This window comes from Synechococcus sp. MIT2312 (genome assembly GCF_059772315.1).
On record NZ_CM186281.1, the window covers coordinates 618,562 to 643,343 of the forward strand.

General features: G+C 51.8%; 30 protein-coding genes. 14 read left to right on the forward strand and 16 right to left on the reverse strand.

Annotation, left to right across the window (positions count from 1 at the left end; genetic code table 11):
• Nucleotides 1–42: 42 nt before the first annotated feature.
• Entirely contained in the window at nt 43–840 is a 798-nt protein-coding gene (locus AC6EI9_RS03825; RefSeq protein ID WP_498469905.1) for a TPM domain-containing protein, read from the forward strand.
• A 21-nt stretch (nt 841–861) separates the two neighbouring features.
• Here AC6EI9_RS03825 and AC6EI9_RS03830 read toward each other — a convergent pair whose 3' ends face one another.
• From AC6EI9_RS03830 to AC6EI9_RS03840, 3 genes are all read right to left on the reverse strand, one after another.
• The gene (locus AC6EI9_RS03830; protein ID WP_498469189.1) at nt 862–1,599 is read right to left on the reverse strand and encodes a glycoside hydrolase family 24 protein; all 738 of its coding nucleotides are present in this window, start codon (nt 1,597–1,599) and stop codon (nt 862–864) included.
• Nucleotides 1,600–1,846: 247 nt separating this feature from the next.
• A complete protein-coding gene (locus tag AC6EI9_RS03835; RefSeq protein WP_498469190.1) occupies nt 1,847–2,941 on the reverse strand; it encodes a hypothetical protein in 1,095 nt (364 codons plus the stop codon).
• Entirely contained in the window at nt 2,935–3,732 is a 798-nt protein-coding gene (locus tag AC6EI9_RS03840; RefSeq protein ID WP_498469906.1) for a TIGR04168 family protein, read from the reverse strand. The genes AC6EI9_RS03835 and AC6EI9_RS03840 overlap by 7 nt, the downstream gene beginning before the upstream one ends.
• A gap of 111 nt (nt 3,733–3,843) precedes the next feature.
• Between AC6EI9_RS03840 and nadA the strand changes: the two genes are divergently transcribed.
• The 5 genes from nadA to AC6EI9_RS03865 all read left to right on the forward strand — a co-directional run bounded on the left by nadA (nt 3,844) and on the right by AC6EI9_RS03865 (nt 10,423).
• On the forward strand, nt 3,844–4,776 hold the full coding sequence (gene nadA, locus AC6EI9_RS03845; RefSeq protein ID WP_498469191.1) for a quinolinate synthase NadA: 933 nt from the start codon (nt 3,844–3,846) through the stop codon (nt 4,774–4,776).
• 53 nt (nt 4,777–4,829) lie between these two features.
• Entirely contained in the window at nt 4,830–5,807 is a 978-nt protein-coding gene (locus AC6EI9_RS03850; protein ID WP_498469192.1) for a ligase-associated DNA damage response exonuclease, read from the forward strand.
• A gap of 71 nt (nt 5,808–5,878) precedes the next feature.
• Nucleotides 5,879–6,196 carry a DNA ligase gene (locus AC6EI9_RS03855; RefSeq protein WP_498469193.1) on the forward strand — a complete coding sequence of 106 codons (318 nt, stop codon included), beginning with the start codon at nt 5,879–5,881 and terminating at the stop codon, nt 6,194–6,196.
• Between the two features lie 25 nt (nt 6,197–6,221).
• On the forward strand, nt 6,222–7,931 hold the full coding sequence (locus tag AC6EI9_RS03860) for an ATP-dependent DNA ligase (protein ID WP_498469194.1): 1,710 nt from the start codon (nt 6,222–6,224) through the stop codon (nt 7,929–7,931).
• Nucleotides 7,928–10,423 (forward strand): ligase-associated DNA damage response DEXH box helicase, encoded by a 2,496-nt coding sequence (locus AC6EI9_RS03865; protein ID WP_498469195.1) that lies wholly within the window; start codon nt 7,928–7,930, stop codon nt 10,421–10,423. The genes AC6EI9_RS03860 and AC6EI9_RS03865 overlap by 4 nt, the downstream gene beginning before the upstream one ends.
• Before the next feature lie 98 nt (nt 10,424–10,521).
• On the opposite strand, the gene AC6EI9_RS03870 is transcribed toward AC6EI9_RS03865, so the two are convergent.
• Entirely contained in the window at nt 10,522–11,586 is a 1,065-nt protein-coding gene (locus tag AC6EI9_RS03870) for a hypothetical protein (protein WP_498469197.1), read from the reverse strand.
• Between the two features lie 353 nt (nt 11,587–11,939).
• On the opposite strand from AC6EI9_RS03870, the gene AC6EI9_RS03875 reads away from it, so the two are divergent.
• Both AC6EI9_RS03875 and AC6EI9_RS03880 read left to right on the forward strand, forming a co-directional pair.
• Nucleotides 11,940–12,212 carry a DUF3764 family protein gene (locus AC6EI9_RS03875; protein ID WP_498469198.1) on the forward strand — a complete coding sequence of 91 codons (273 nt, stop codon included), beginning with the start codon at nt 11,940–11,942 and terminating at the stop codon, nt 12,210–12,212.
• Nucleotides 12,213–12,402: 190 nt separating this feature from the next.
• Nucleotides 12,403–12,669 carry a hypothetical protein gene (locus AC6EI9_RS03880; protein WP_498469199.1) on the forward strand — a complete coding sequence of 89 codons (267 nt, stop codon included), beginning with the start codon at nt 12,403–12,405 and terminating at the stop codon, nt 12,667–12,669.
• Between the two features lie 860 nt (nt 12,670–13,529).
• On the opposite strand, the gene AC6EI9_RS03885 is transcribed toward AC6EI9_RS03880, so the two are convergent.
• A complete protein-coding gene (locus AC6EI9_RS03885) occupies nt 13,530–14,018 on the reverse strand; it encodes a hypothetical protein (RefSeq protein WP_498469200.1) in 489 nt (162 codons plus the stop codon).
• Nucleotides 14,019–14,143: 125 nt separating this feature from the next.
• The gene (locus tag AC6EI9_RS03890) at nt 14,144–14,464 is read right to left on the reverse strand and encodes a hypothetical protein (RefSeq protein WP_498469201.1); all 321 of its coding nucleotides are present in this window, start codon (nt 14,462–14,464) and stop codon (nt 14,144–14,146) included.
• Between the two features lie 272 nt (nt 14,465–14,736).
• On the opposite strand from AC6EI9_RS03890, the gene AC6EI9_RS03895 reads away from it, so the two are divergent.
• Entirely contained in the window at nt 14,737–14,973 is a 237-nt protein-coding gene (locus AC6EI9_RS03895) for a hypothetical protein (protein ID WP_498469202.1), read from the forward strand.
• A gap of 47 nt (nt 14,974–15,020) precedes the next feature.
• Here the strand turns inward: AC6EI9_RS03895 and AC6EI9_RS03900 are convergent, their stop codons facing one another.
• Nucleotides 15,021–15,254 (reverse strand): hypothetical protein, encoded by a 234-nt coding sequence (locus AC6EI9_RS03900; RefSeq protein WP_067094872.1) that lies wholly within the window; start codon nt 15,252–15,254, stop codon nt 15,021–15,023.
• Nucleotides 15,255–15,309: 55 nt separating this feature from the next.
• A complete protein-coding gene (locus AC6EI9_RS03905) occupies nt 15,310–16,422 on the reverse strand; it encodes a DUF819 family protein (protein ID WP_498469203.1) in 1,113 nt (370 codons plus the stop codon).
• A gap of 77 nt (nt 16,423–16,499) precedes the next feature.
• On the opposite strand from AC6EI9_RS03905, the gene AC6EI9_RS03910 reads away from it, so the two are divergent.
• Nucleotides 16,500–17,105 carry a DUF1543 domain-containing protein gene (locus tag AC6EI9_RS03910; protein WP_498469205.1) on the forward strand — a complete coding sequence of 202 codons (606 nt, stop codon included), beginning with the start codon at nt 16,500–16,502 and terminating at the stop codon, nt 17,103–17,105.
• 2 nt (nt 17,106–17,107) lie between these two features.
• Here the strand turns inward: AC6EI9_RS03910 and AC6EI9_RS03915 are convergent, their stop codons facing one another.
• Nucleotides 17,108–17,809: an esterase/lipase family protein gene (locus AC6EI9_RS03915; RefSeq protein WP_498469206.1), complete on the reverse strand. Its 702-nt coding sequence runs from the start codon at nt 17,807–17,809 to the stop codon at nt 17,108–17,110.
• A 53-nt stretch (nt 17,810–17,862) separates the two neighbouring features.
• On the opposite strand from AC6EI9_RS03915, the gene AC6EI9_RS03920 reads away from it, so the two are divergent.
• Nucleotides 17,863–18,333, forward strand: a complete 471-nt coding sequence (locus tag AC6EI9_RS03920) for a DUF427 domain-containing protein (RefSeq protein WP_498469207.1) — start codon at nt 17,863–17,865, stop codon at nt 18,331–18,333.
• A 64-nt stretch (nt 18,334–18,397) separates the two neighbouring features.
• On the opposite strand, the gene AC6EI9_RS03925 is transcribed toward AC6EI9_RS03920, so the two are convergent.
• Nucleotides 18,398–18,916, reverse strand: a complete 519-nt coding sequence (locus AC6EI9_RS03925) for a hypothetical protein (RefSeq protein ID WP_498469208.1) — start codon at nt 18,914–18,916, stop codon at nt 18,398–18,400.
• Nucleotides 18,917–19,608: 692 nt separating this feature from the next.
• On the opposite strand from AC6EI9_RS03925, the gene AC6EI9_RS03930 reads away from it, so the two are divergent.
• The 3 genes from AC6EI9_RS03930 to AC6EI9_RS03940 are packed head-to-tail and all read left to right on the forward strand — an operon-like array spanning nt 19,609 to nt 20,583.
• A complete protein-coding gene (locus AC6EI9_RS03930) occupies nt 19,609–20,145 on the forward strand; it encodes a PAP/fibrillin family protein (protein WP_498469209.1) in 537 nt (178 codons plus the stop codon).
• 30 nt (nt 20,146–20,175) lie between these two features.
• Nucleotides 20,176–20,385 carry a hypothetical protein gene (locus tag AC6EI9_RS03935; protein ID WP_498469211.1) on the forward strand — a complete coding sequence of 70 codons (210 nt, stop codon included), beginning with the start codon at nt 20,176–20,178 and terminating at the stop codon, nt 20,383–20,385.
• A gap of 39 nt (nt 20,386–20,424) precedes the next feature.
• The gene (locus tag AC6EI9_RS03940) at nt 20,425–20,583 is read left to right on the forward strand and encodes a DUF3104 domain-containing protein (protein WP_498469212.1); all 159 of its coding nucleotides are present in this window, start codon (nt 20,425–20,427) and stop codon (nt 20,581–20,583) included.
• A 276-nt stretch (nt 20,584–20,859) separates the two neighbouring features.
• Here the strand turns inward: AC6EI9_RS03940 and AC6EI9_RS03945 are convergent, their stop codons facing one another.
• The 6 genes from AC6EI9_RS03945 to AC6EI9_RS03970 all read right to left on the reverse strand — a co-directional run bounded on the left by AC6EI9_RS03945 (nt 20,860) and on the right by AC6EI9_RS03970 (nt 24,774).
• A complete protein-coding gene (locus AC6EI9_RS03945) occupies nt 20,860–21,120 on the reverse strand; it encodes a Nif11-like leader peptide family natural product precursor (RefSeq protein WP_498469214.1) in 261 nt (86 codons plus the stop codon).
• 375 nt (nt 21,121–21,495) lie between these two features.
• A complete protein-coding gene (locus tag AC6EI9_RS03950; protein ID WP_498469215.1) occupies nt 21,496–21,729 on the reverse strand; it encodes a Nif11-like leader peptide family natural product precursor in 234 nt (77 codons plus the stop codon).
• A gap of 410 nt (nt 21,730–22,139) precedes the next feature.
• Entirely contained in the window at nt 22,140–22,424 is a 285-nt protein-coding gene (locus AC6EI9_RS03955; RefSeq protein WP_498469217.1) for a Nif11-like leader peptide family natural product precursor, read from the reverse strand.
• A gap of 606 nt (nt 22,425–23,030) precedes the next feature.
• The gene (locus AC6EI9_RS03960; RefSeq protein WP_498469219.1) at nt 23,031–23,273 is read right to left on the reverse strand and encodes a hypothetical protein; all 243 of its coding nucleotides are present in this window, start codon (nt 23,271–23,273) and stop codon (nt 23,031–23,033) included.
• A 961-nt stretch (nt 23,274–24,234) separates the two neighbouring features.
• On the reverse strand, nt 24,235–24,480 hold the full coding sequence (locus AC6EI9_RS03965; RefSeq protein WP_498469220.1) for a hypothetical protein: 246 nt from the start codon (nt 24,478–24,480) through the stop codon (nt 24,235–24,237).
• A gap of 30 nt (nt 24,481–24,510) precedes the next feature.
• Nucleotides 24,511–24,774, reverse strand: a complete 264-nt coding sequence (locus AC6EI9_RS03970) for a hypothetical protein (protein WP_498469221.1) — start codon at nt 24,772–24,774, stop codon at nt 24,511–24,513.
• Between the last annotated feature and the right edge of the window lie 8 nt (nt 24,775–24,782).

Genomic DNA, 24,782 nt, shown 5'->3' on the forward strand with positions numbered 1-24,782 from the left:
GAGAATGGCGTGCACTCGCTCTAAATCATGGGTGTCCAAGCAATGATGCGCTGCCTGAAGGCCCTGCTGAGCCTTTCGGTGCTGCTGCTGATGGTCGCCGCGCCTGCCGGGGCCATTGATAATCCCGATCTGCTTCCAGACCATCCGACCCCGGTCATCGATCTTGCCAAGGCTCTAAGTCAGACACAGCGCCAGTCGCTGGAGACGTCTCTCGACGCCTTTGAGCAACGCAGCGGCTGGAAGCTGAGGGTGCTGACTCAATACGAGCGCACGCCAGGACTGGCCGTGAAGGAATTCTGGGGACTGGACGAACGCAGCCTGCTGCTGGTGGCGGATCCTCGTGGGGGCAACTTGCTCAACTTCAATGTGGGCGATGCCCTGTTTGCGCTGATGCCGCGCACCTGGTGGGTTGAACTGCAGACCCGCTACGGCAATCAGTTCTATGTGAAGGATCACGGAGAAGACGGCGCCATCCTGGCGGCACTGGATGCCGTTGAACTGTGCCTGGACCGTGGCGGTTGCCAGGTTGTACCCGGCCTGCCGACGGAGCAGTGGCTCTGGACGCTCAGCACCTCAATCCTGGGTGGCCTGATTGCGGGTTTCGCGGCCTATCCACGCAAAGAGGGTGAATTGATTGCCTGGGGCTGGTTGTTATTGCTGTCACCACTTTGGGTGATGCTCTTTGGCGTGTTTGGAGTTGCGCCCGTGGTCACACGCACTAGTGAAGTACTGCCGTTGATTCGTAACGGCATGGGCTTCATGGCTGGAGGAATTGGTGCCTATCTGATCGCCGGTGCGACGGTCGGACGGAAATTGAACGAATCCAGTGAGGAGGGCTGAGTCAGACGAGTTGCGTTAGGCCTACTTGCATGAAAAAGCTGGGCCTAGGCAATCTGGAGCATCACCCTTGGTTGGGTTGGAGCTCTGTACCGAAAGAGCTGAACGCCGCTCGTCGCGAATCTTGCGCAATTGGGCCAGATTCACGTTGAAGAATCCCCGCAGATTGGCGAATCGCTTGACCGGTTGTCCGTAGTAGCTCCTGCCTCGAAGGGTGGGAAACGATGCCCATTCAGGAGCCAACAATGCAGCGAGCTGAGGGGTCATCACACCGTTGTCAGTCAGACCTAGCGCTTTGCGACGTTGAATCAGAAACAGGGCTCCTTGATCCTGAACTTCCGGGCCGAAGCCTCGGACGCCAAGACGGCGTTTGACCATGTCCCAGGTGAATGGCATGAACTGGTAGGCACCCGCAGCAGCACTTGCATAACGCGAGGAATAGATCACCCGGTTGGGGTGGCGATCCATCGACGGCATCAAACCTCCACCGAACATGACGCGATAGCCAAGATCATGTCCCCCCTTCCAGGTGCCTTCAGCGAAACGGATGGTGTTGAGCATCGCGCGACGCTCTGGAGTGATGACGTAGGGGAGTGCCGAAGTCTCAGCATCCTCCTCAAGCATCACCAACCTGGAACGGGAGCTTTCCAGAGCAGGGAGAGCGGAACGAACCGCAGGGGCCGGGAGAATGGTGAGCAGAGAGACAACACTTGCGACAGCGCCTGGAATGCAACGACAGGCGGTGAAAGCAAGGGAAGTCATACAAATCAGTCAGGGAACAGAATCAACCTCCAAAGACACTGAAAGAGTGAATTGGTGAGCTGATCGACTGGATTCAATGAATCCAGTACTGAAAACACGCGCAAACTGTGTCGAACCGACGCCGCTGATTACAGAGGGTTTGTGACAGGCGGATAATCGTCATGCAAGCCGCTCCTGTCAGGAGAAACTCAAAAGTCCAGGGATAGAAATGCTTTGAAGCGCAGATAAGCTGAATTAATCAAAAAAATCAGCCTTGCTTAACAGTGTTGATTGCGACCAGGCGAATCGCCTCAGCGGCCTGGGCTGCGCCGCCAGCCCTCAGGGGTGAACCAGTGGCAGGTTCCGGAGGCTGATCCAGCTTCCAGTCACCAGACTCCAGTGACTGTCGGCTGAGAATCCTGTGCTCCGCATGCGATCGCAGACCGTCCATCAGCACAGACGCCTCGGCAAATCCCTGGCGTTCCACCACGTGAAGTGCCACTCCGCAGCTCATCGCCTCACAAAAACTGCTGAATCCCGGCTTGCCCAGAAGCCGATCACAGAACGGCATCACATCCAGAAACCTGATCGTTTCCGGCAACAGCAGCACATTCGTGACCTGATCAAGCTGCTCAAACTGACTGGAATCCTGAGGTGCAGGCATGAGAAACAGATGTTGAGGCCAGCGTTTGAAAAGGTCGCTTTGAAGCGAATATCCGAGTCCACCAAACCCCACCAGAACTTTGGTTCGATCATCAGAGCCAAGACGCCTCTCCAGATCGAGTGGAAGCGCCTCCGGATCTGCTGACACAAGCCCCAGCGTCAGTTGCGGCAGCGACCAGTTCATGGGCAACGACAACGGGCAGCGCAACAGAAGCGCTCCGCTTTGATAAGCCGTTGTGGCCTTGTTGGCCCAATCAACAAAAGCACCACCGAGGGGCGCATAAATTTCATCCCAGCCAAAGTTGCCCATCCAAATCAGGGGAGCGTCAAGCTGACGGGCGATCTGGGCTGCTGCAGGCGGAATATCAGCGAGAACAACACACTGGCTGTCCTGCTCGCGAATCCAGTCAACCTCCCGTCGCACAAGCTGGGGAAGCTCATTCTCGAGTTGCCGAAGTGCGTGAAGCGTGGCTGGCTGATCCACGCCCAAGGCATCGGCCTGAAGCATGCCCACATCCCAGCGAACTGTTCTTCTGCTGACCGGCACGTGGCGAAGCACAAGAGCGAGAAAGGTCTCATCCACGCTGGAACTGATCACCAGCCGCCAATCCGGCTGGAGTCGGTGCAACTGAATCAGAACCGCTGCCTGACGCGCGGCATGGCCATAGCCATGCGTACTCACGCAGACATAAATCAGCATGGCGCCTGCCCTTTGATGGCATGACGCAACAGTGTCTGTTCATAGATCAGTTCACCACTGGGGCGGTACCAACGGTGACTCACCAAAGAGGGTTCAGTGCCAGAGAACTCGACCCAGGTGAGGTGATGAAGCGGCTGGCCTGATTCATCTAAACCAACTCTGGGCACGCATGCCGCATTCACAAAGCAGGTGCCTCGACGATCGCGGTGGAACGTGATCCGTTCGCCGCGTCGTCCCTTGAGCTGATGGTGCATGTGGCCAAACACCACAAGGTCAGCAGGACGCGTTCGCTGCATGCCGTCCAGAGCCATCGCCAGATCCCGATCGCCCCAGTCGATATGGGGCTGCTTCCAATCACGACCGCAGAGGCTGTCCGCAGCAGAGCCCAGCCCCGTCGGACCGGAATGGGCCAGCACGATCAAAGGCCAATGCTCGGGAGCCTGCTTGGCCGCATCGATGATCCAGTCGGCCGACTGTTGTTCAGTGATTGGCCCGAACACCGCTTGCACAGCCTGAGACAGGTGAAATCCACCTCCTGCACTGCAAGGCCTGGCACCAACCACCGCCAGCGGCGGCTGGCTCCATGCTCTCAATTGCCATGGACAATGCCGGGCTCCCAGCATCGTGATTTGCCGTTGCAGCAGATCTCCGCTTCTGTCACGTCCACGGTCATGATTTCCAAGCAGGACCGCCACAGGCAGGGCCAGCTGGGTGATGCTCTTGACCAAGCGCAGGTCTCCATCACTGAGATCTCCCACAAAAAGGAGTGCATCCGGTTGCAGTCGCTCAATCAGATCCACATCCCCTGTCCCCCAGTCACCATGGAGGTCTCCGGCAATGGCAACACGGAGTGATGTCAGAACGACTTCTAGGCTGGTCCCATCCTGCCCCAGATGGCCCCGATGAGCTCTGACACCGCACACGTCGCGGCGATCAACCAGCTCCGGCAGGAACGCAATGCCGTGATCCTGGCGCACTATTACCAGGAGCCCGAAATTCAGGACATCGCCGATTTCATCGGTGACTCACTCGAGCTGTCGAGAAAGGCGGCCAACACTGATGCCGATGTGATCGTGTTCTGCGGCGTGCATTTCATGGCGGAGACCGCCAAGATCCTCAGCCCTGAAAAAACAGTGGTGCTGCCTGATATCGAGGCAGGTTGCTCACTGGCCGACGACTGCCCTGCCGATGAATTCGCCAACTTTCGCCAAAACCATCCTGATCACCTAGTGGTGAGCTACATCAATTGCACGGCGGCCGTCAAAGCTCAAAGCGATCTGATCTGCACCAGCAGCAATGCCGTGGATCTGGTGAAGCAGCTGCCTGTTGAACAACCCGTGCTCTTTGCCCCCGACCGCAATCTGGGACGTTGGGTGGAACGCCAGAGCGGACGGGAACTGACGCTTTGGCCTGGACGCTGTTTTGTGCATGAAACCTTCAGTGAGGAAGCACTGCTCAAGCTGAAACTGGATCATCCGGACGCTGAGGTGATCGCCCATCCGGAATGCCAGGAAAATCTCCTGGATCTTGCCGATTTCATCGGATCCACTAGCAAGCTGCTGGTTCACTCCCAAACCAGTGACTCCAACACGTTCATCGTTCTCACAGAGCCTGGGATCCTGCATCAGATGAAGCAGCGGGTTCCCGAGAAGACGTTGCTGGATGTTCCCGGCCTCGATGGCTGTAGCTGTAATGCCTGTCCTTACATGCGCATGAACAGCCTGGAAAAACTCCGCGACTGTCTTGAGACACTGTCGCCCCAGATCACCATGGAGGAGTCGATTCGCTCTAAGGCAGAAGCGCCGATCCGACGCATGCTCGAGATGAGCAAGTAATGGGCACACAAGCCTGAAGCACGGCAGCAGCTCAGGCTTGCCAGAGTTCAAGGATGAACGTTCTCGAGCGAACCGACAGCGGTCTGTACTGCAGAGCAGCAGACGCCTGGATCGATCCCTCACGGCCCGTGTCGAGAGCCCTGATCACTCACGCCCATGCCGATCACGCCAGACCTGGATGCGGTGAGTACTGGGCTGTGGATGTCAGCGAAGGTGTGCTTCGACAACGCCTTGGCCGAGACATCACTCTGCATTCCATGCCTTATCGCCAAGAGTTCTGGCTCAATCAGGCCTGTTTGTCATTCCATAGCGCTGGTCACGTCTTGGGGTCAGCTCAGATTCGATTGATGGTTGAGGATCAGGTCTGGGTGGTGACCGGTGATTACAAACGCTGCCCTGATCCAAGCTGCGAACCCTTTGAGGTGGTGCCTTGCGACGTGCTCATCACCGAAGCCACATTCGGGTTGCCGATTTATGCATGGGATACGGGGAAACGGGTAGCAACAGAGATCCGAGACTGGTGGCATGCAGACCGAGAGCGGCCCTCGCTGTTGTTCTGTTACTCGTTCGGCAAGGCTCAACGACTGTTGGCGGAGCTGAACGCCATCGGTGTTGAAGAGGAAGTGCTGTTGCATGGAGCTGTCGAAACCGTCACGCGCCACTACCGCGAAGCCGGGATAGCCATGACGGCAAGCAGGCCTGTCAGCGAGTTGCCACGAAAGGATTCACTGGAGGGGCGGCTGGTCCTGGCACCACCGTCAGCTCATCGTTCTGCCTGGATGCGACGATTCCGGTCACCGCAAACAGCTTTTGCCTCAGGCTGGATGGCCGTGCGGGGAGCCAGGCGGCGGCGTGGCTATGAGCGAGGTTTCATTCTCAGCGACCATGCCGACTGGCAGGGATTGATCCAGACGGTGCTTGAGAGCGGGGCCGCAACCGTTTACGTCACCCATGGCCAGAGCGATGTGTTGGCACGCTTTCTGCGCGAGCGACATGGACTCGATGCCAAACCCCTTGATCAGCTCAACTGAACTAACCTCAAGCCTCTTCACGCACCGTTCGTGTCCCCATGGCGACCCGCAGCTCTACCTTGACCGGCCTCATGGTTTTGATCGCTGCGACTGCAGGAACGGCACTCGCCCAGCAAACCACGATCACCATTGAGCAGATCAACACCGTGGTGTTCCCTGCTGACGGTGCTGCTGCTGCAGGGGCCATCTGCGCTGGTCTTGCCAGCGGTGTGCTCACAAGGGATCAGGTCGGCAGTGATTTAGCCCGTTTGCAGCAGGCCCTGGGAGAAGCAGGCGATTCCGGCTCAGCGACCCGTTACGTCAAAGCGTTCAACAGTGCTTCGGCAGGAATCAACGGTTGCAATGTGCAGGTGACGGGCCCCGCTGAAGACAATCGCTGGAATTACTAAATCAAGAGCCTGAGCTTCTTTCGCTATGGATGCTTTCGCAGCTCTGATCGAAGAGCTGGATCAGAGCACAGGAACGAATCGCAAGATTGATCTGATCGCAGGGCACCTCCAGCAAGCCGATGCCCACGACGCGGCCTGGACAGTGTTGCTGCTGATGGGTGAACGGCGAAAAAGATTGATCACCGGACGCCGGCTGCGCGAAATCCTTCAGCAGGCGAGCGCTATGCCTGACTGGCTGTTCGACGATTGTCAGAGTCATGTCGGAGATTCAGCAGAAACTCTCTCACTGCTCTGGCCACAACTCAAAAGCGACATTGGCGGCGGCATCCACAACCCTGGTGTGTCGATCTGGATCAATCAACTCGCTCATTCACCGCCGATGCACTGGTGGATGGAACAACTGTTGCCGGCCGTGGCGGCGATGGAAGCTGAGGAGCAGAGCAACACTGTGCTCGCGATCTGGGAATCCCTGCCCAACGACCGCTTGTTCCTGTTCAACAAACTGTTGACGGGTGGCTTTCGTATTGGTGTTGCCCGCGGACTTGTCGTGAAAGCGATCGCGACAGGATTCAACCTGGAGGAGGCCTTGGTTCTCGAGCGTCTGATGGCGCCAGCAGATGCTTCTGAGCGCTGGTTTCGAGGATTGACGGCTGTCGCCAGTGAAGAACGCGGCAACAGAGGGCCCGTTCCTTACCCCTTTTTTCTCGCCAGTCCACTCAAACCGGAGACAATCGAAGACACCGCCCCCTCCGAGTGGTGGGTGGAACATAAATGGGATGGCATCCGCGGACAGCTGATTCAACGCGAAAGCGGAACATACCTGTGGAGTCGTGGTGAAGAACTGATCAACGAACAATTCCCAGAACTGATCGAGATGGCGTCAGCGATACCGGCCGATACGGTGATTGATGGCGAGGTGATCTGCTGGGCGGAATCTGAGCAACAGCCAAGACCCTTTAGCGATCTGCAGCGACGACTCGGCCGGAAGAGTGTCGGCCGCAAGCTGCGGCTTGAGTGTCCTGTGAGTTTCGTTGCCTATGACCTGCTGGAACGCAAGGGACAGGATCTGCGATCAGCCCCACTGCAGCAAAGGCTCGAACAACTCGCCGATCTTCAAGAACGGATGGACGCCGGTTCGACGGGGTGGCGTTGCCGACTCAGCAGTGGACAACAGCTTGAGCATTGGGACCAGCTGGATCGACTCCGCCAGGAGGCCGTGGAGCAGGGTGCCGAAGGGGTGATGCTCAAACAATTGCAATCGCCCTATCTGAGCGGGCGCAAACGCGGACACTGGTGGAAACACAAACGTGATCCGATGACCCTGGATGCGGTGCTGATCTATGCACAGGCAGGCCGCGGACGTCGCGCCAACCTGTTCACTGATTACACCTTCGCACTCTGGGAGCAACTGTCTGAGCCAACAAGCAAACCTCAGTTGGTGACATTCGCCAAGGCCTATTCCGGTTTGAACGACGCCGAGATCCTCGAACTGGATCGATGGATTCGCAGTCACACCCGGGAACGATTCGGTCCAACACGATCTGTGGAGCCTGAACTGGTCTTCGAAATCGGCTTTGAAGGGATCCAGGCCTCAAAGCGACACAAGTGTGGCCTCGCCGTTCGTTTTCCCAGGATTCTGCGATGGCGAAGTGACCGCACGGCTGACAGCGCCAACACCCTCGAAGATGCGCGAACGCTCTGCGATCAAGTGATGAAGCGAACGCAGTCATCATGAAGCGGACGTCTCACAACCATCGCGGTCGCCCTGAGCACGACGCTGATCCGCAGCTGATTCTCTCGCCGATCCTCGACTGGTTTGAACATCAGGGATGGTCTCCACTTCCATTCCAGAGGCGGACATGGGAAGCACACCTGCAGGGATTGAGTGGTCTGATCCAGGTCCCCACCGGTTCAGGAAAAACGTACGCCGCGGTGATGGGGCCAATCGCGCAGATGCTGGCGTCAGCCAATGAGCAAGCAGGGATCCGTCTGCTCTACATCACGCCACTCAGAGCGTTGGGTCGTGACTTGGCAGTCGCACTACAGCAACCGATTGAGGCGATGGGCTGGCCCCTGCGGGTCGGGATCCGCAACGGAGACACCCCCACAGCCGAACGCAGCCGACAGACCAGAACGCCACCTGAAATTCTGATCACCACGCCGGAATCATTGTGCGTTCTACTGGCAAGCCGCCATTGCGAAGCACTGTTCAAGACGCTCGAGACAGTCGTTCTTGATGAATGGCATGAGCTGATCGGAAGCAAACGCGGCATCCAGGCGGAGCTGGCTCTCAGCTGGTTACGCCAGCAGCGTCCTCAACTGCAGACATGGGCGATCAGCGCCACGATCGGAAATCTTGAGGAATCTGCTCGGCATGCCCTTGGCGAGAGATGTGAGCCGTGTCTGATCACTGGAGCTCCCAAGCGAGGACTCGATGTCAAAAGCATCCTTCCCGACAGTATTGATGGATTCCCCTGGGGTGGTCACCTCGGGCTAAGGCGATACGAAGATCTCATCGGGCAGCTCGAGCCCTCCACCAGCACCCTGCTGTTCACCAACACACGCAATCAGGCTGAACGCTGGTTTCAGTGCCTGCGCTACGCCTGCCCAGAAATGGAGGGCTCACTAGCACTGCATCACAGCGCTCTTGATCGCGGTGAAAGGGAAGCCATCGAGGCTGCTGTCAAAGCGGGGGCGATGCTCTGGGTGGTCTGCACCAGCTCGCTTGATCTTGGAGTGGACTTTCAACCTGTGGAGCGCGTTGTTCAGATCGGATCGCCGAAAAATCTGGCGCGGCTGCTGCAACGCGCAGGGCGCTCAGCACACCTGCCAGGCGGAACCTCCAAGGTGCTGTTCATGCCGACCAATGCCCTGGAACTCCTGGAACTGAGTGCCGTTCGCCGAGGCTTGGAAAACGGAATGGTCGAAGAACGACGCCCACCCAACCAACCTCTCGACGTGTTGCTGCAACACCTCACGACACTGGCTTGCGGGCCAGGGTTCAGGCCTGCTGAAACTCTCGAGGCCATTCGCAGCACGAGCACATACAGAACGCTCGAACAAGAGGGATGGGATTGGTGCTTGCGCTTTCTTGAGCATGGAGGTGATTGCCTCGGTGCCTATCCCCGCTACAGAAAACTGGACACCACAGATGACGGACGTTTTGTGGTTCGCGATAACGCAATCGCCAGACTGCATCGGCTCAACATCGGCACGATCACATCAGCTCCATCGATCCGAGTGCGCTTCGTGCGGGGGTCAGTGCTGGGACACGTGGAAGAAACCTTCATCAGCCAGCTCAAGCCGAAGGATGTGTTCTTTTTTGCAGGACGCCAACTGGAATTCGTGAGGCTTCGCGACATGACGGCCTACGTCAAAACAACAACCCGAAAAAGCACTGCGGTTCCAGCCTGGGCTGGAGGTCAGATGTCGCTATCGGATCTGTTGACCCATCACCTGCGGGAAGAAGTGGCACGCGCAGGCCGTGGAGAACTGGACAACGCGGAGCTCCAAGCACTGGAACCGTTGTTTGAACGTCAAATGGATCTGTCGACCTTGCCATCGAGTCAACAGCTGCTGATTGAAACCTGCCGAACACGGGAAGGAATGCATCTGTATGCATACCCCTTTGAGGGTCGCTTTGTGCATGAGGGTCTGGGATTCCTCTGGGCAACACGACTCACAAGGCAGCATCGCGGAACGATCACGGTGTCAGTCAACGACTACGGATTTGAACTGCTGGCGCCAAAGGGGTACCCCATGGATGACCTGCTGGAGGAGCATCTGGATGATCTGCTCGATGACGGCAATCTGGAAACTGATCTTGAGCAGGCTCTCAATCTCTCCGAACTCTGTCGACGACGGTTTCGAAGCATCGCCCAGGTTGCCGGGCTTCTTGTACAGGGATTCCCAGGCAAGAACAAAAGCGCAGGGCAGCTGCAGATCAGCGGTTCACTGCTGTGGGAGGTCTTTAACAAGCATGAACCAGGCAATCTTCTCCTGCGACAAGCGCAACAAGAAGTGCTGCAGGAGCAACTTGAACTGCCACGTTTACGCAGTGCACTGAAAAGAATGCAACGTGGAGAAACACTGCACTGTCCAACGCCTCGACCGACACCTCTCGCCTTTCCACTGCTGGTGGAAAGACTTAACAATCGAATGAGCAATGAGTCTGTACTGGAACGCATCAAGCGAATGCAAGAGGCAGCTCTTAGTCAGGAACAGTAAACAGTGAAAAAGTCGTCCCAATGGTCAGACATTATAACAGAATTAAATGATTTAAACTTCTAAATCACACAAAGCAAAATGCATTGATGATTGTCAATTCACCAAGGACATTCACCATGACACGCATACAGCCTCCAGGACTGCCCATTGTTCATGCGCTTGATATTTGGACCACCATTGTTGTCTAAATAATAGCCGTAAACTGTTAGATACTCTTTGCCGGAATCATTGCCTAACTGCATCCAATACACCTGAATCTGGGGTGGATAACCATTTTGTCCTTGACCGTCAGTGAGAGGCTCATTATCCCAATAACACTTGGCACCTGGCGTACGAGGATTGGTGAAAAGACCTGTCTGATCTTCATTACTATTGGCTCCCGTGCAGACCCACGGAAAAGTCACCATCACAATTGCAGGCTGCCCGTTAAAGGGAGTAGTAATACCTTGCACAAGGCCTTTCACACCTTTGCCCCATTCTCTTCCCTGCAATTTTGCAGCCGCCGAACCCACCATGTCATCCCGAATGGTGGTTAGATTCCAACCCCAGACACCTGCCTCATAATTCTTATAAACCGTTCCTGTTCCTGGATGCTTAAACTGACATTGTCGTCGCCCAGCGCCATTCTCATGAGCATGTTGAGGGACTTGGCCAAGAGTGATGTTCGGAAGTCCTTCAGTACCTTGGCACCAAACAGTTGATTGATCTTCAGATCTTTCAAATATTCTCTCTACATAAAAAATATCTCCCTTGCAATCAGGCATAATACCGGCTCCATCGCAACCATGAAACACCCAGTAGTTATTATCGCGAGACCCTTGATCATCCTTGAAATACATCCAAGCACGTGTTGTATTAAACGGACCACCAGCTAATTGATTAACAACATTACTCTGTGTGCAATACGTAGGGTCACTGCCATTATTTTGAAGCTTAAGGTTGTTATTGGTTGTCCACGGGCGATAATTGAAAGGCGAACAGCTTAATTCTGTCTCAGGATTGTGAGTGCCTCCGCACCATGGTTTTGGAGCTTCGGGACCGTAAGCACTACAAAAATAACCAGCTGATACAGGTTTGGAAACAGCAATTGCAGACAGACAGGCCAGCAAAGATAAGCCGATAACACCAAGGGGGCTGAAATCATTTTTGTCAACTAACGGCATGGCATCATCATGAGCTCAAGACTTTCACAATAGTCAGAAAAATGAATAGCAACCAAAAGCTATCTGGTTTACTTAATCACAAAGACAACAGACCAGATAAAAAAAGAGGCCATCAGGTGAATGACGACCATGACTGCAAGAGGTGAAGACCATTCGGGAATGAGTCAAAAACAACAATCCAAGCTGTCAAAGCTAACGCGACGCCGAATAGCATAAAGAAAAATAAAAAGAGAGGATGCAAAGATTTTGAACTGTGCCGGGCGAACAACCGAAAAGCAATGAAACTGTCACATTAATAGCTGAACAAATCAGAGAGATAGTGCAACAATCAGAAATCAAAAACACCCTGAAGAATGGAAACCACCGTTTGGACTTTCAACCTCAGCGTTCCGTTCTCGGAGTGGGCCAAAATCTATGACAGTGATGATGTCACCCAAATGCACGCATCAGTGGGAATCAAATCACTGTTTAGAGGAGTTTCCAAAGATGACCCATCGAAGGTCTGTGCCATTCAACAAGCACCCATTGGGGTCGCACAAAAGATCTTTGAAGAGAACAAAGAGATGATCCGAGGAGCTGGACATATCATCGAAAGCACCATCATCACAGCGTATACAGAGCAATGAACGAATCAGAGGAGCAACGCTGCGTCAGAGCATCAAGTGCCGGCTTAAGGCGGGAATGATTTGATCCTCGAAACTCTGCATAGAGATCGATCTCAACGGCCCTGTCGTTGAGATCCTCAGAATCTTCCGTCAGATCGATCAATGCGTATGATCTTTGCTGTAACACACTGATGAATTGAAGGAGTTAGCAATGGATTTTCACATCGTGATTCTTGATGAGTTCATCGAAAATTATCCTCAAATCAACTGGGGTCAGTGGAAAGACTATGTCAGAGAGCAAATGATCAGCCAAGGGGATCACTGGTCAGAAGCAACATTGCCTGGAAACGACGTCTGGGATTGTCTCGACAAACATAAAATCAATCCTCTTCATCTTGTTCAGTGGAAACCAATTGAAGACACTCTCTACAAAGTCAGCCTTCCTGATCACCCACACCCGTTTGATCATCCGTTATGAGCATCAAGTGATCAAATCACTACAACAAAGCGAATTGGACTGGAACAATCCAATTGACGCTAATAGCTCGGGTACAATTTTCATGAATTCGGCATACTTACTCTCAAATGTTCGATCACGAAGCCAATATTGCAACAATCAAGCCAACTTCAGAGGCTTGTAACATTTGATCTTCGTCACAAATGAGTTTCAGGCTCACAACAGTTTTGACAATCTTAATACCGCAATCCAAGTCGATTGCTCTTATCGTTACACCTGCAATTAAAGCAATGTGAGCAGACGCAAAGCACCCTATTTTCCTCTGAGCAACCAATATTTTTACCTCGTCTTTTCAGTTGTTCTGTCTTTCCTTTTTGGCTGGTCAATGGAAGTCCACTTGTTATCAGCCAGTGGTTTGCTTAACTAAGCATCGATTCAATCAATAAAATCATATTTCAATTAGAAACTTAACTGATACAATAAGTCAAAATCATAGGCTCATAGATAAACCTGAGTCTTCAGGATGACAAATCTGCAAACGTACCGAGTCGAAGAGTTAAATCCATTCCGGGAATGGCATCATCATGGATCAGCGATTGAGATGGAGGGGGCAATTAGCTGGGCAAAATCTCTTAGCACCCAGCTCAATCGATCTGTACGCGTACTTGATCAATCAGACAATGTCATTGCACAATTCAATTGTTAATTGATACAAGCCATCATCTGTCTAGGATTGTAGACTTGAACTCACGATCTTCTTTTCGGAGCATTGATAAATGTGGGCAAAATCAACATGTCGAAAGCACTGAAAGAGGCTGCTTAAGGTTTTGAAGAGAGAATGTTTTAGTCTTTGGCTATGAGAAGAAGTTGTAAAATTTTCCTTACTTGACTTCTGGATTTTCCCTCTGATCGCATGGTTTCCAGTATCCATCAACTTGATGAACACGATTACAGCCCAATCTCTGAGCTGCGAGTTGTGCCATTGTTTTGTCTGAATACATCAGCTGACTCTGAAGCTGAGTGTTTTTGACTAAGGGATGCGGATGTGAATGATGCACATGTGGAATTTGTTGCTTCGATCCACTTAAATTAACAAAACCCATACTCAGTGGGCCTGCTGTCCAGACCGCCATCGTATTGAAGCCGATCGAAAGCAGCCCCATACCAACAACAGACGCCGTAACCGCACCCATCGAGACCAGCCCTATGCCGACAAGTCCCATCGGCACTACACCGATGCAAACCACACCCATGGGGACAATACCAATGGCGACGACTCCCATTGGTGCAATGCCAAAAGCAAATTTCTTGGATGTTGGATCACATTGATTCGGTTGCTTGGAATCAATGACTTGAGATTCAGGAGACATCAGTCAATAAACTATCCTTTATTTAGACTAGGCACACAATCACTATTTGAGAGCCAAACCTCTATCCCTTATTGAAAACCAATTGGGCTTTAGAGATGAATCATATTGAACGATCAAAAATCCGATCAGGTTGGCTGTGATCGCGTAGCGACAACATGGATCTCCTCAGCCAACTTTTTGATAGCCGCCAGCGTCTCTCGGTCAGTCTGAGCCTGCTGCTCAGCAATATCACCTTGAATATTCTGGCCAACAATAATGATTGAAAGCAAGACCAACTGCAGGAATGTCTCGGCGATCCACGACACGATTTCTAAAGGGTCTTCCGATGACAGGGCTTCTGGCAATGAAATAAGTGCTATCAAAGCAAAGAAGTAAGCACAGGTCATTGTGCCGACTTTCTCTGTGACAAACAAAGCAATCTGTTTATTGAAGTCTCGGATCTGCATGCGGTCGTTGCTCTAACAGCTCTATTTTAAGCTTAAGGCTCAAGCAAGAGTAATGTCATTCATCACAGTTAAAGAAGCTATGATTGCCTTTCACAAGAATATCTTTCCAATCAGAAACACAAACAGGTTATGCCTGACTGGATGAGCAAGTCAGAAAGGACCTCAATCTGATGCAGATGCAATCCGCGCTCTGGTTGCGTCAGAATAGACACAAGACATTGGTTGCCATGACAGTCAGCTCAGCAGAAACCCGCCGAGCCATTTTGAAACTCATGTCAGTTCTTGCTGGACCGGCCTATCAACACAATGATCAAAACAAACCTCTGAACTTGCAACTCGAGCTTTGTATTGAACGCATCAAGGCCGAAGCCTCAGAGGGAGCTGCCTTGATCGAAGCCTGTGCTCCGCATGGGAGAGCGATGCTGACTCAAGCCCAGCAAAAATTGGATGCTTTGGCCGAGCTATCGATCTTGCATCAATTGGCCATGGAGAGGTATGACGTCAATTAGGTCTCTACTGAACGTCGTGCAGCGACTGGCAAACACCTGAACAAGCTTCAGCGCTGGCGTTTGAAGGTGTAGCAGCCACCGTGATAGCCCGTGAACGGTTGGGCATAGGTCACCAGTTCCCAGCCTTGGGCACCGAGTTCATTCATCAGCTCCACCAGGCTCACCTGCTGCGGATGATTTCTGGAGATCAGGGGCTTGTCGTCCAGCCAGAGCTCTTCAATTTCTCCAGTCCAGCTCTTGCCACGGGGAACAAAGCGAAGCTGTGTGTATTCCCAGGCCATCAAAGCTCGATGAGTCGACGGACTCTAAGACCATGAGGTGAAAATTGATCAAGTCTCAGGCAATCAGCCCGTTGAGCAAGGTCGACACAGCCAGGCCGAGGTAGGTGCCAAGCAAGTATCCCAGCAGCCCGATTGCCACTGAAGGCAAAACGAGATTGGGGCGCTCAAGGCTTCCCGCCAGAGCCAGAGCAGTGCTTGGCCCGCCCACTGCAGCCTGAGAAGCAACCAGACATTCAGCCATCGGCCAGCGGAACCAGCGGCGTGCCTGGAGCACAACAATGGCCTGAATGAAAACCACCAGGCCGGCGTAAAGCAATACAGGCAGGCCGTCACCAAAGAGCGCACCCAGACTCGAACTCAGTCCGATGACAGCGAAAAAGGGTTGAATCAAGACCAGGCCGAGCGCATAGCAAGCACTGCGAGAATCTGCTCGGGGTAACTGTGCGGCAATCAATGCCACTGTTGTAAGCACAAGAATTGATGGGACATCAGCCCCCAGCAAACTCAACAAACCGGCCAGACGTTCGGAAATCAATAAAACTCCTCCCCCCCAGAGAAGACCGACCATCAGCACTTGAAATGAAGGCAACGCAACAGCGTTGATGGGGGTTGAAGCGGAACTGTTCACCACCGGGGGTTCTGTCTCTCTGTACTGCCGACGCCCCCGGCCGATCAGCAAGCTGATGAGAAACCATGCGGTGAATGCAACGTGATCCGCCGCCGTGGCAATCAGCAGTAGAGAAGGAGAGATCTCAAGACTTCTGGCAACAGAAACGAAGTTCAGACTGCCGCCGGTGAACGTGGCACTCAAGAGACCTGCCAGAGACATCCAAGACTGCCCAAGCCATCCCGATAGCAGCAACCCAACCAGCACAACAGCCACCAGTGTTCCGGCTACAGCTGTGAGAAAAGGCAGCAACAAGCGACGGGCATCAGGAATCACGCTGCGGAGTTCCACCGCAAGCAACAGTTCTGCAATGGCGAAAGAGGTCAACGGTCCGTTCACCCACGACACCGCGGATGGATCCGGAGTCCAGGTGGTCACGTTGGCCAGCAGCAGACCAAGCATCAGGATCACCATGGTTGACCCGAGCTTGCGAGCCAGGCTGTTCACCTGAGCTAGCCACCAGCCGAGGCCTGCCAGGCCTACGACCAGAATCAGTGACATCAGCGGAAGGGAGGCAATCATGACAAACGGCCAGTTGCTGATTTCAAAAGCATGACTGAAAGCATCAGCATGAAGCGATGAACGCAACCCCAACACTGTTTCTCGTCGTTTTAGGCGGACGTACCGCGACCAGCCACATTGAATTGCATGATGTGCGCTGGGTGGTGGGAACAAGCATTGAAAACACGATCCCGACCCTGAGGGAACAGTGGTTTGGGCTGCAGAGTGGCCTTCACATCGACAGTTACAAAGCCATTGAACATGTTGATGGCTACGCCATTGAGCTGATCCAGCGGCGAGTGGACTGCACACAGCAACAGCAGGCGTCTTCAACAGCAATGAACGATCAACTGTGGTTCATCAACCTCGGTGGTTACGACCGAGATTCACTTCAGGAGTTGCACCAGTTCGGCCTTGTTGTGGCTCCCAACAAGCAAGCGGCCAAGGCACGTGCTCGTCGGCGTTGGCTAGGCAGTGCCTTAAAGGTCCATAAAGATGATCTGCACACCCTCGATCGCTTGGACACGGTTGATGACTGCCTACCCATTTTCAATGTCGAAGATTGGCAAATCCATCTGAAAGCGGACCCAAACAGACCTCAGGCGGAACTGAAGCCGGACTGGTTTGGTTACTGGAGAATTGACGGCCGGCAGCCCAAACCAAAGCCCGAGAAACTGCCGTGATTTCACTGCGCAGCAAACCGCCACCAGGCCGCGAGCCTTGCAGGAGAGAAATACGTGGTAGTGCCAAACAGTCCACCATGGGCCGTGTCGGACTGGACGAGATGACGAGCACCAGAAAGCAAGGCGGAGTTCACCGGCACCAGGCCATCACCCCTGACATCGACAGATCCGGAAATACCGCGATAGCTGCCTTTGGCACTACGGCGACTAAAGACAGAAGCAATCGGACTCTCCAGGTTGAGCTCACCGGCGATCGCCACGTAGTCGACGCCAGGCTCATGACATCCGGGACAGCATCGATCCACCATGGCCCTGAGAGGAGTGGCACGTACCGCTTGATGAGGACTACCCAGGCTGATCAGCCGATCACACCGGGCTGCTCCGCCATAGGTACGACCTTGGAACGGTTGATCGCTGAGATAAAGCCTGAGCATCACCCCTCCGGAGCTATGGCCAATCAACGACACACATCCGGAGGGCGACTTGTGCTGAAGCTCCTTCACCAGCGCATCAACTCGATCCAGCACTCGCCGCCAGCCAAACCCCCAACTCGTCAGAAGCCAGTCATAGCGGCTGACTGGAACGACCTGAGCATCCTGAACACCCTGCTCCATCAGCCAATCAGCCATCGGTTGATAGGCCTCTTCGGTAATCAGAAAACCACCGAGAATCACCACCGGCTGACGTGGATCAACAGATGCCATAGCTCCGATCACACCGAAACAACGCCATCATCTCCGCAGACAAGAACGATTGAATGACAGCTGAGAAAGTTGCTGACTACCCCCGACCTCCTCGGCTTGAGGTCAGCCCTGATCATGTTTTGGTACGGGTCGGCGGAGACGTTCTCTTCGATGGCGTTGGATGCATGCGAGTGTTGGAGACTTTTCATCCACCGACGTATTACCTTCCACCTGCCGGCACCAACCAAAAGCTGTTGATTCCCGCTGCTGGACGGAGCTTTTGTGAGTGGAAGGGTGTTGCTGATTATTTCGACGTCACGGTTGGAGAGCAACGTATTCACCGTGCTGTCTGGCGATACTCCTCTCCCACGAAGTCCTTCCAATCCATTGCAGGTTGGTTCGCCCTGTATCCAGGATTGATGGATGGCTGTTGGCTCAACGGTGAAGAGGTGACTGCTCAGCCGGGAGGTTTCTATGGAGGCTGGATCAGCTCAGCGGTGGAAGGGCCCTTCAAGGGAGATCCACTCCATCCAGAACTGATCTGATCAGGACAATCATCAGTCAAACAACTGTTGATTCAGGCCGCAAAACATCCAACAGGCAAGGTCTTTATGCGTCGATCATCCATTGCATTTTGACCTTTTCATACAGCAGGCGCTGCCTAGACGTTGTCACCAAAGTATCCAGACAGAGTTTGTACCCAGACTGGGGCTGACAGAAAATCTTCTGTGATGTTTCGGCAATCCACTCAATGAACCTCGAGGCACCGGTTTCGGGTAGCTTGAGAGTCTCGATGTAGGATTGTGCATCAGCGTTTTCAATTTTATACAGATTTTCACGATAGTCCGATAGCTGGAAGAGGAGAAACTGCTCACCCAACCAACAATCTTTAAGCGATAAAGTCGAGCGCGTAGCACCTATTTCAGGATCAGCAGAAGTGATATATCTCAGCCTGCCAAGTGATGAGCTCGATTGCAACTGATCAACTTGATTCAAAGCGCAGTGGCCAATCGTGATCAGGCTAGGATCATGAAGGATTTCCGCAACATAAAGAGCTGCGTCAGCGTTGCCATCATCAATGTCATCGCCAAGCCAATTAACGATCGAAGGAATACCCACATCAAGCAAGTCAATAACTTCAGCATATGGAATAAGAGATAAAAAGAATCGTCAATTGAAGCCCTGGCCGGTGCTTTTTGTTATCACTTGTGGGAAATTGATGGGCCACCACATACGAAGAAGAAAGAGGGAGGCAGCTCACTATTACGCCTAACTGCAACTTCATGCCGTGGAAGAATTGGCGCAAAGCTGTCGAGTTGCTAGGTTTCAGAAAAGATGATTTCAACAATGAAGGCTTTCGTGCACATCATGACCAGCATCATTGTTCTAGGAACTGTTGCTCCTAGTCATGCTGGATCCGTCACAGCAACAGGTTTCGATCAATCAGCCACAATCGACGATCTGAAAACAAATGTGCCACAAGGTGCGACGATCACAGACACAAGTTGCGAGACCGTTGGCGTTCCCTCCGGAGGTGACAATAAATTTCGCTGCACAGTGACTTGGGATTGATCGGTCGAAATAATGCCAGATCAAGGAGTTGATTAAAAAACGCAGATCCGAAATGTGGTGATTAATTCAAGAGATCATCGGCTTCGCCAACAGCATTGATCAATCCTGGCAAGAGCAGAATTGATTTCTGAATGCATTTAAAAGCACAATCTATCAATCATGCAATATGATTGAAGTGATAATCAAAGATGCTTAGAAAGGCCACAACACACGCCAAAAAAGCAGAAAAACTTCTACATCATTGACCGATGAAAGAACTGATTCGACGCTTGAGAGAACAGCCGGACGATGAAAGCATCCCCGATCTCGTCGTCGCAGCCGAAGCCAATTCAGACGTTGATCTCGGCAAGGATGTGGCACTTCTCATGGGTGTCTGGGAACTGCGTTGGAGCAGTGCAACTCAGCCCTGGCTGAAGCAAGCGAACTGGTTAGAGAATATTCAGGTTCTCGACCCAGTGAATTTTCGGGGGATGAATCTCCTACGCCTTGCCGGTCCTCTTGGAGGGGCAGCAGCAGTGACTGTTGAGGCTGAGCTAAGCACTGATGGTGCAAATCGTGTGGGGGTTCGTTTTCTCAAAGGTGGATGGAGAGGACCGGCCTTGCCTGGTGGACGACGACTCGAATTGTTCAAGACCGTGAACCAGTCTTTTCCGGCATGGCTCGATATCACCGCACTGACGAACGAGCTGCGAATCTGCCGAGGCAATGCTGGAACGACATTCGCCCTGCTCAAGAGGCATGACATGTCAGTCTCTGACTTTTTTCCTGAGGTTCCCACGAAATAGTCGCTGATTTTGAGAACCAAATGGGAACCATTGCCGATTTTTGGGAACTCCGAATTCCTTTCCACAACTCCGGCAATCAAGCCCGCAGGAGCACTTGTCACCGACAAACGCCATCACTACAGCATCCACACCAGCGGAGTGCTCATGTCAATCGATCACGCCTGTGGAACCGCAGCACCGGCAGAAGCACGCCCTGAGTTCCTGAATGTGAAGCGAGGCGACTTCGTGATTGTTCAGTAGCCACAGACCGTTGCCCACGCCAAGACAGATGACTGGTGGATGGGACTTGTGATCTGGATCGAAGGTGGGGCACGAGACCCGAGCATCAACTCGATGCTTCAGATTGCCGATGTCGACGACGGAGCCATCAGGTGGGTCAATGTGGATGAGATGCTCAAGATCCTCCATTGCCTGGAAGGGTTAAGTGACGCGCTGTGATAGCGACACGATTGGCAGTTGCGTTGAGGGGATATGAATAGATGTAGGACTAAAGAAAACTGAGGCTTTGTTTGCTCTACCTTGTATTTTTTGTGGATGGATTAGTTGACTGGATGAGTGAAAGCTATGACTATTTTAATGTCAGTGGTGCCAGGTATTGAAGGCTGATTTGTGGGATTATTGGCGAGATTGAAGCAAAAAAAGCTCCTATTAATGCAGAGGCTTTGAGTGTGTAAGTTTTGAATCCGAGGGAAAAACGTTTCGGACACTAGATTTTTACCAGCAACAACCTACACCGCAGTGTGAGCCCCAGCCACCAGTTTGAGTAGACTTCTCAATTCCTCCAGCTACGACTTCTAGCTCATCTTCTGAAAGTTCGGATTGAGCCTGGGTTAGGTCAGCAGCAGAAATACTAAACCCAGCCTCTTTTGCAATCGCAAGAACTGCATCGGAATCAGCAGCAGCTTTGAGCTTTTCCTGAAGGCTGGTATCAGCTTTGACTTTTTCCAGGAAGGCTTTGAGCTGCTCTTCTGACATGATTTTTGGCTGATTTATCGGTTATAGCAAAGATATACCAAAAAGTCTTTGATTAATATTTACTGCGCCCAATCGCGACAGATTCTACTACTTATTACATGCTACGCACTAATTAACACGCATTATCACTTGTTTTCGCTGCGCCAAATAATCTTATCGACAAATACTCATGTTCGCATTCTTTAGGAGAAAACAAAACTGCATCATTCGACCTTGCTGACTTGAAAGACTCTTGAAGCCTTAAATCGCCTTTGCCATTATCGAGGAAAGCTTATATTAATTGCAACGAAATGGATGCGAATTTTTTTGGAAAGCAAACAGGGTAGATTGAAGAGTAAAATCAAACCTAGCTAGGGATTAGCAATTCTGAACCAGCTATTGGGTACAAGCCCATGAATTAGTCCCAGGTGCACAAGTCCCAGCTGAACCGGAAATACTTTCCAACTCCGCGTCACTAAGTTCGTTTAGATAGTCTGAATTAAACTCATGACCGTGTTCTTTAGCAATACAAACAACTTCTTCAGAAGACTTAGCTGCTTTTAACTTGTTTTGAAGATCGGAATTTCCTCTGACTTCGTTGAGGAAAGCTTTGAGTTGTTCCTTGGACATGGGTAATTTGCCTCTTTGAGTAGTTATAGCAAAGGTCTGATTCACTATCTAGGCGAGCACTGTTTCCAGCTGCCTGATTTCTGCATGGCTCCCTAGACCTCGACGGCGACGTGCCTGAGCAGAGGCATACAAGCCTTTGATACAGACTGATAAATCTGTTCCGAGCGATAGATGTCAGCAAGACCTAAAAAACATGTGCCGCAGGGGTGTCATTGCTGAAGCACTTGGCAGACCTTCAACACTATTTGCTAGCCGTACTCTCCCACCTTTATGAAGCGGACTACTTCAGGGCCTTGCCAATAATTACTGCGCTCCGTACCACCAGACATTACAGGCTATTGTATGAAGTAAACGGGATGATTTGATAGCAAAAGTCCAGTTTTTTTCTTGCAAAATTAGGAACTCGAGGTCTAATCACAATTCGTACCAGCAGTACAATTCATACTACAATCTAGACAGGTATCTGCCAACATCGTTGGACAATCAAAATTTCCACGTGTTTTTGTTGCGCCACCAACCATACCTTCGAGCTCCTTTTCACTGAGTTTATTTAATTCATCATAGGCAAATTCGTAACCATTCTCCTTGGCGATAATGGCTATCTCTTCGTTAGACATTGCTGCCTTCAATTTATCCTGCAGGCTGGAGTCGCCTTTGATTTTTTCAAGGAAAGCTTTGAGTTGCTCTTCTGACATGGGTTTCAGGTCTGTTCAGCAGTCATAGCAACGGTTGGCAGGAAACACAGCATTCACTTGCTTGACAAAAAAAACCCCGCACTAAGCGGGAAATATGAGAGTTTTCTTGGTTAATAAACGTGTTATTTGCATCCACAGGGAAGATCTTGTTCGGGCAATACCCACCGCAGATCCTCACAGAAGCCAGATGGATCCGCCCGACGTCCTCCATGGGGCCCGCCATGGTGCCCGCCAGAAATCATCTCAAGCTGGTCATCGGTCAGATCCTGAGTCTGAATCTGAGCAGTGGTGACACCATTAAACAAGATTGCAGTAGTCATGGTTTTGAAGTGAGTGAGTTGTGTTGGGGTGTTTCCCCCTCGACTCCTTCAAGATCACAGCCCTTCTGGTGAAACCCACTGCAAAGCTTTGGTGTAGAGGCTCAAAGGTTCTGGTGAGCTTCTGGTGAATGGGTCAGACCTTTGCCACTTGGGCTGAAAACATTTACACCTGCCTGACTTTTGCATCGTTTGCCAGGCATCGTCGGCTTTGGGACTGCGCATCCATCTGACGACGGGCTGACCGCTCCCGGACACTCCTCGCTTTTCGACTTCCACTCACTGAGCCCTAAAGCCTCACCACACGAAATATGCCGCGTTCTCTGGTCCGTTCAATAGAGAACCCCAGGCGATTCATGACTGAGCCCCAGGCATGCAGAGATGAAGTGCTCTGCTTCAGTACTTTCGCCAGCATCCTTGTCGTCACGAACCACTCCTGAGCAGCGATCTCTTGCAGCTGTCGGTGTGTCATCAGGTGGTCGTCGTCTGTAGGGGCAATGCTGGAACAACATTCGCCCTGCTCAAGAGGCATGACATGTCAGTCTCTGTCGACTTTTAGGAGTTTTCAGCTGCTCAGCATGAGTTGTGCAGAACACACGGGAAGTTTTAGGTCGAGATCTGGAGAGATCACTTGAACTGCCGAAATCAACTAGATTCTTGTTTGCTTTTGATCTTGCAATGATTCCAGAACCTTACGAGCTGTTCGATATTGACAGGGGCTCAGACAAATTGTTTCTGATTGGTACTGCCTGGATCGTCCTCTTCCTGTTCCTCCTTTAAGAACAACTCTGCTGTTCTTTTGATCCAAACCTTCCCCAATCTGATAAGCCACCACACTTGAAGTTGAGGTTGAGGTACAACATATGTAGTTGCCAGGTTAGGGGCGAGAAGAGTTCAATTCTGTTTGAGTCAGCCTTGACAGGCTAAAATCAAATTATAGTTCCGCAGCCAAAAACATTATTCGTAAATTGGCAATGCCTTTTGAAAATTAGCTTCAATTAAAATCTTTGGGCATAAAAATTGAATCGATATAAAATTTGCTTTTATTCCACTATTGCTTGAAACCACTTTCACAATAATTCAAGGACCAAAGGTATATCACTTTCAATGGCACAGAGCACACAGTTTCAGCTTATTTTGTGCCACAGTCCCAAAAACTTTTACCACTTGCCTCAATGAGACACTTCGCCATAGGATGGTCAAACTGAGCAATTGGGATTGACACCTCAGTTGAGGAAACCATTATCACAACTGAAAGGTCTTGAAGGGTTCCTTGAAAGATTTGCTCGAATTTAAGTTCATAAGCTCCGGCCCAATGTTTCAGTCGAAGCAATAAGCAGAGAATGGTTCTGTATTAAAATTAATCGCGTGGAGTGTCCGGCCTTGTAAGTGCGGGCAAGCAAGAATCTTGCCCAAGATCAAACAGCTCTGATCAGCTCAACATCACATGCTTTCAAACTAGTTGAATAACAGATCGCCAGGACTGCTTCACGTCAATCCTGTAAATAGACTTTGACTCTGAGCTTGAAAACTCTCTTGTATGGAAAAACAATCCAGAATCGCCAAAGCCCCCACGCCAATAACCAACCACATCCACCTGCAATCAGACCAACCAAAAAGGAATAACCAACCAAAAAGTGTCCGGTATATTCTAGATGGAATAGAGCAACAAGAAATGCTGAACAAACAGCCACTAAATAAGTAGGGATTTTTGGATGAGGTTGATGCTTTTCAGTCATGATGTCGCGGTTCTTTCTTCTTGATTGCCATCATCTTGGGTCTGTCGGTACAAGCTTCCATTCAGCACCTTCAGGAATCACAGGACCAGCATTGATGTCCGCAGGCTCTTCAAACACCACACGCCAATCAGCCACACGGCAGGCAACGTAATCACTTCGCTCGATGCGGATGCCACCAAGAGTCGATGGCGCGCCATAGAAACCACTGATCCACTCGGATTCAACCCCTAAACCTCCCCTGAACCAGACCCAACAGCGACAGTTGGGTTGTGTGGTGGATTGCTTGGCTGCCACATGGGCTC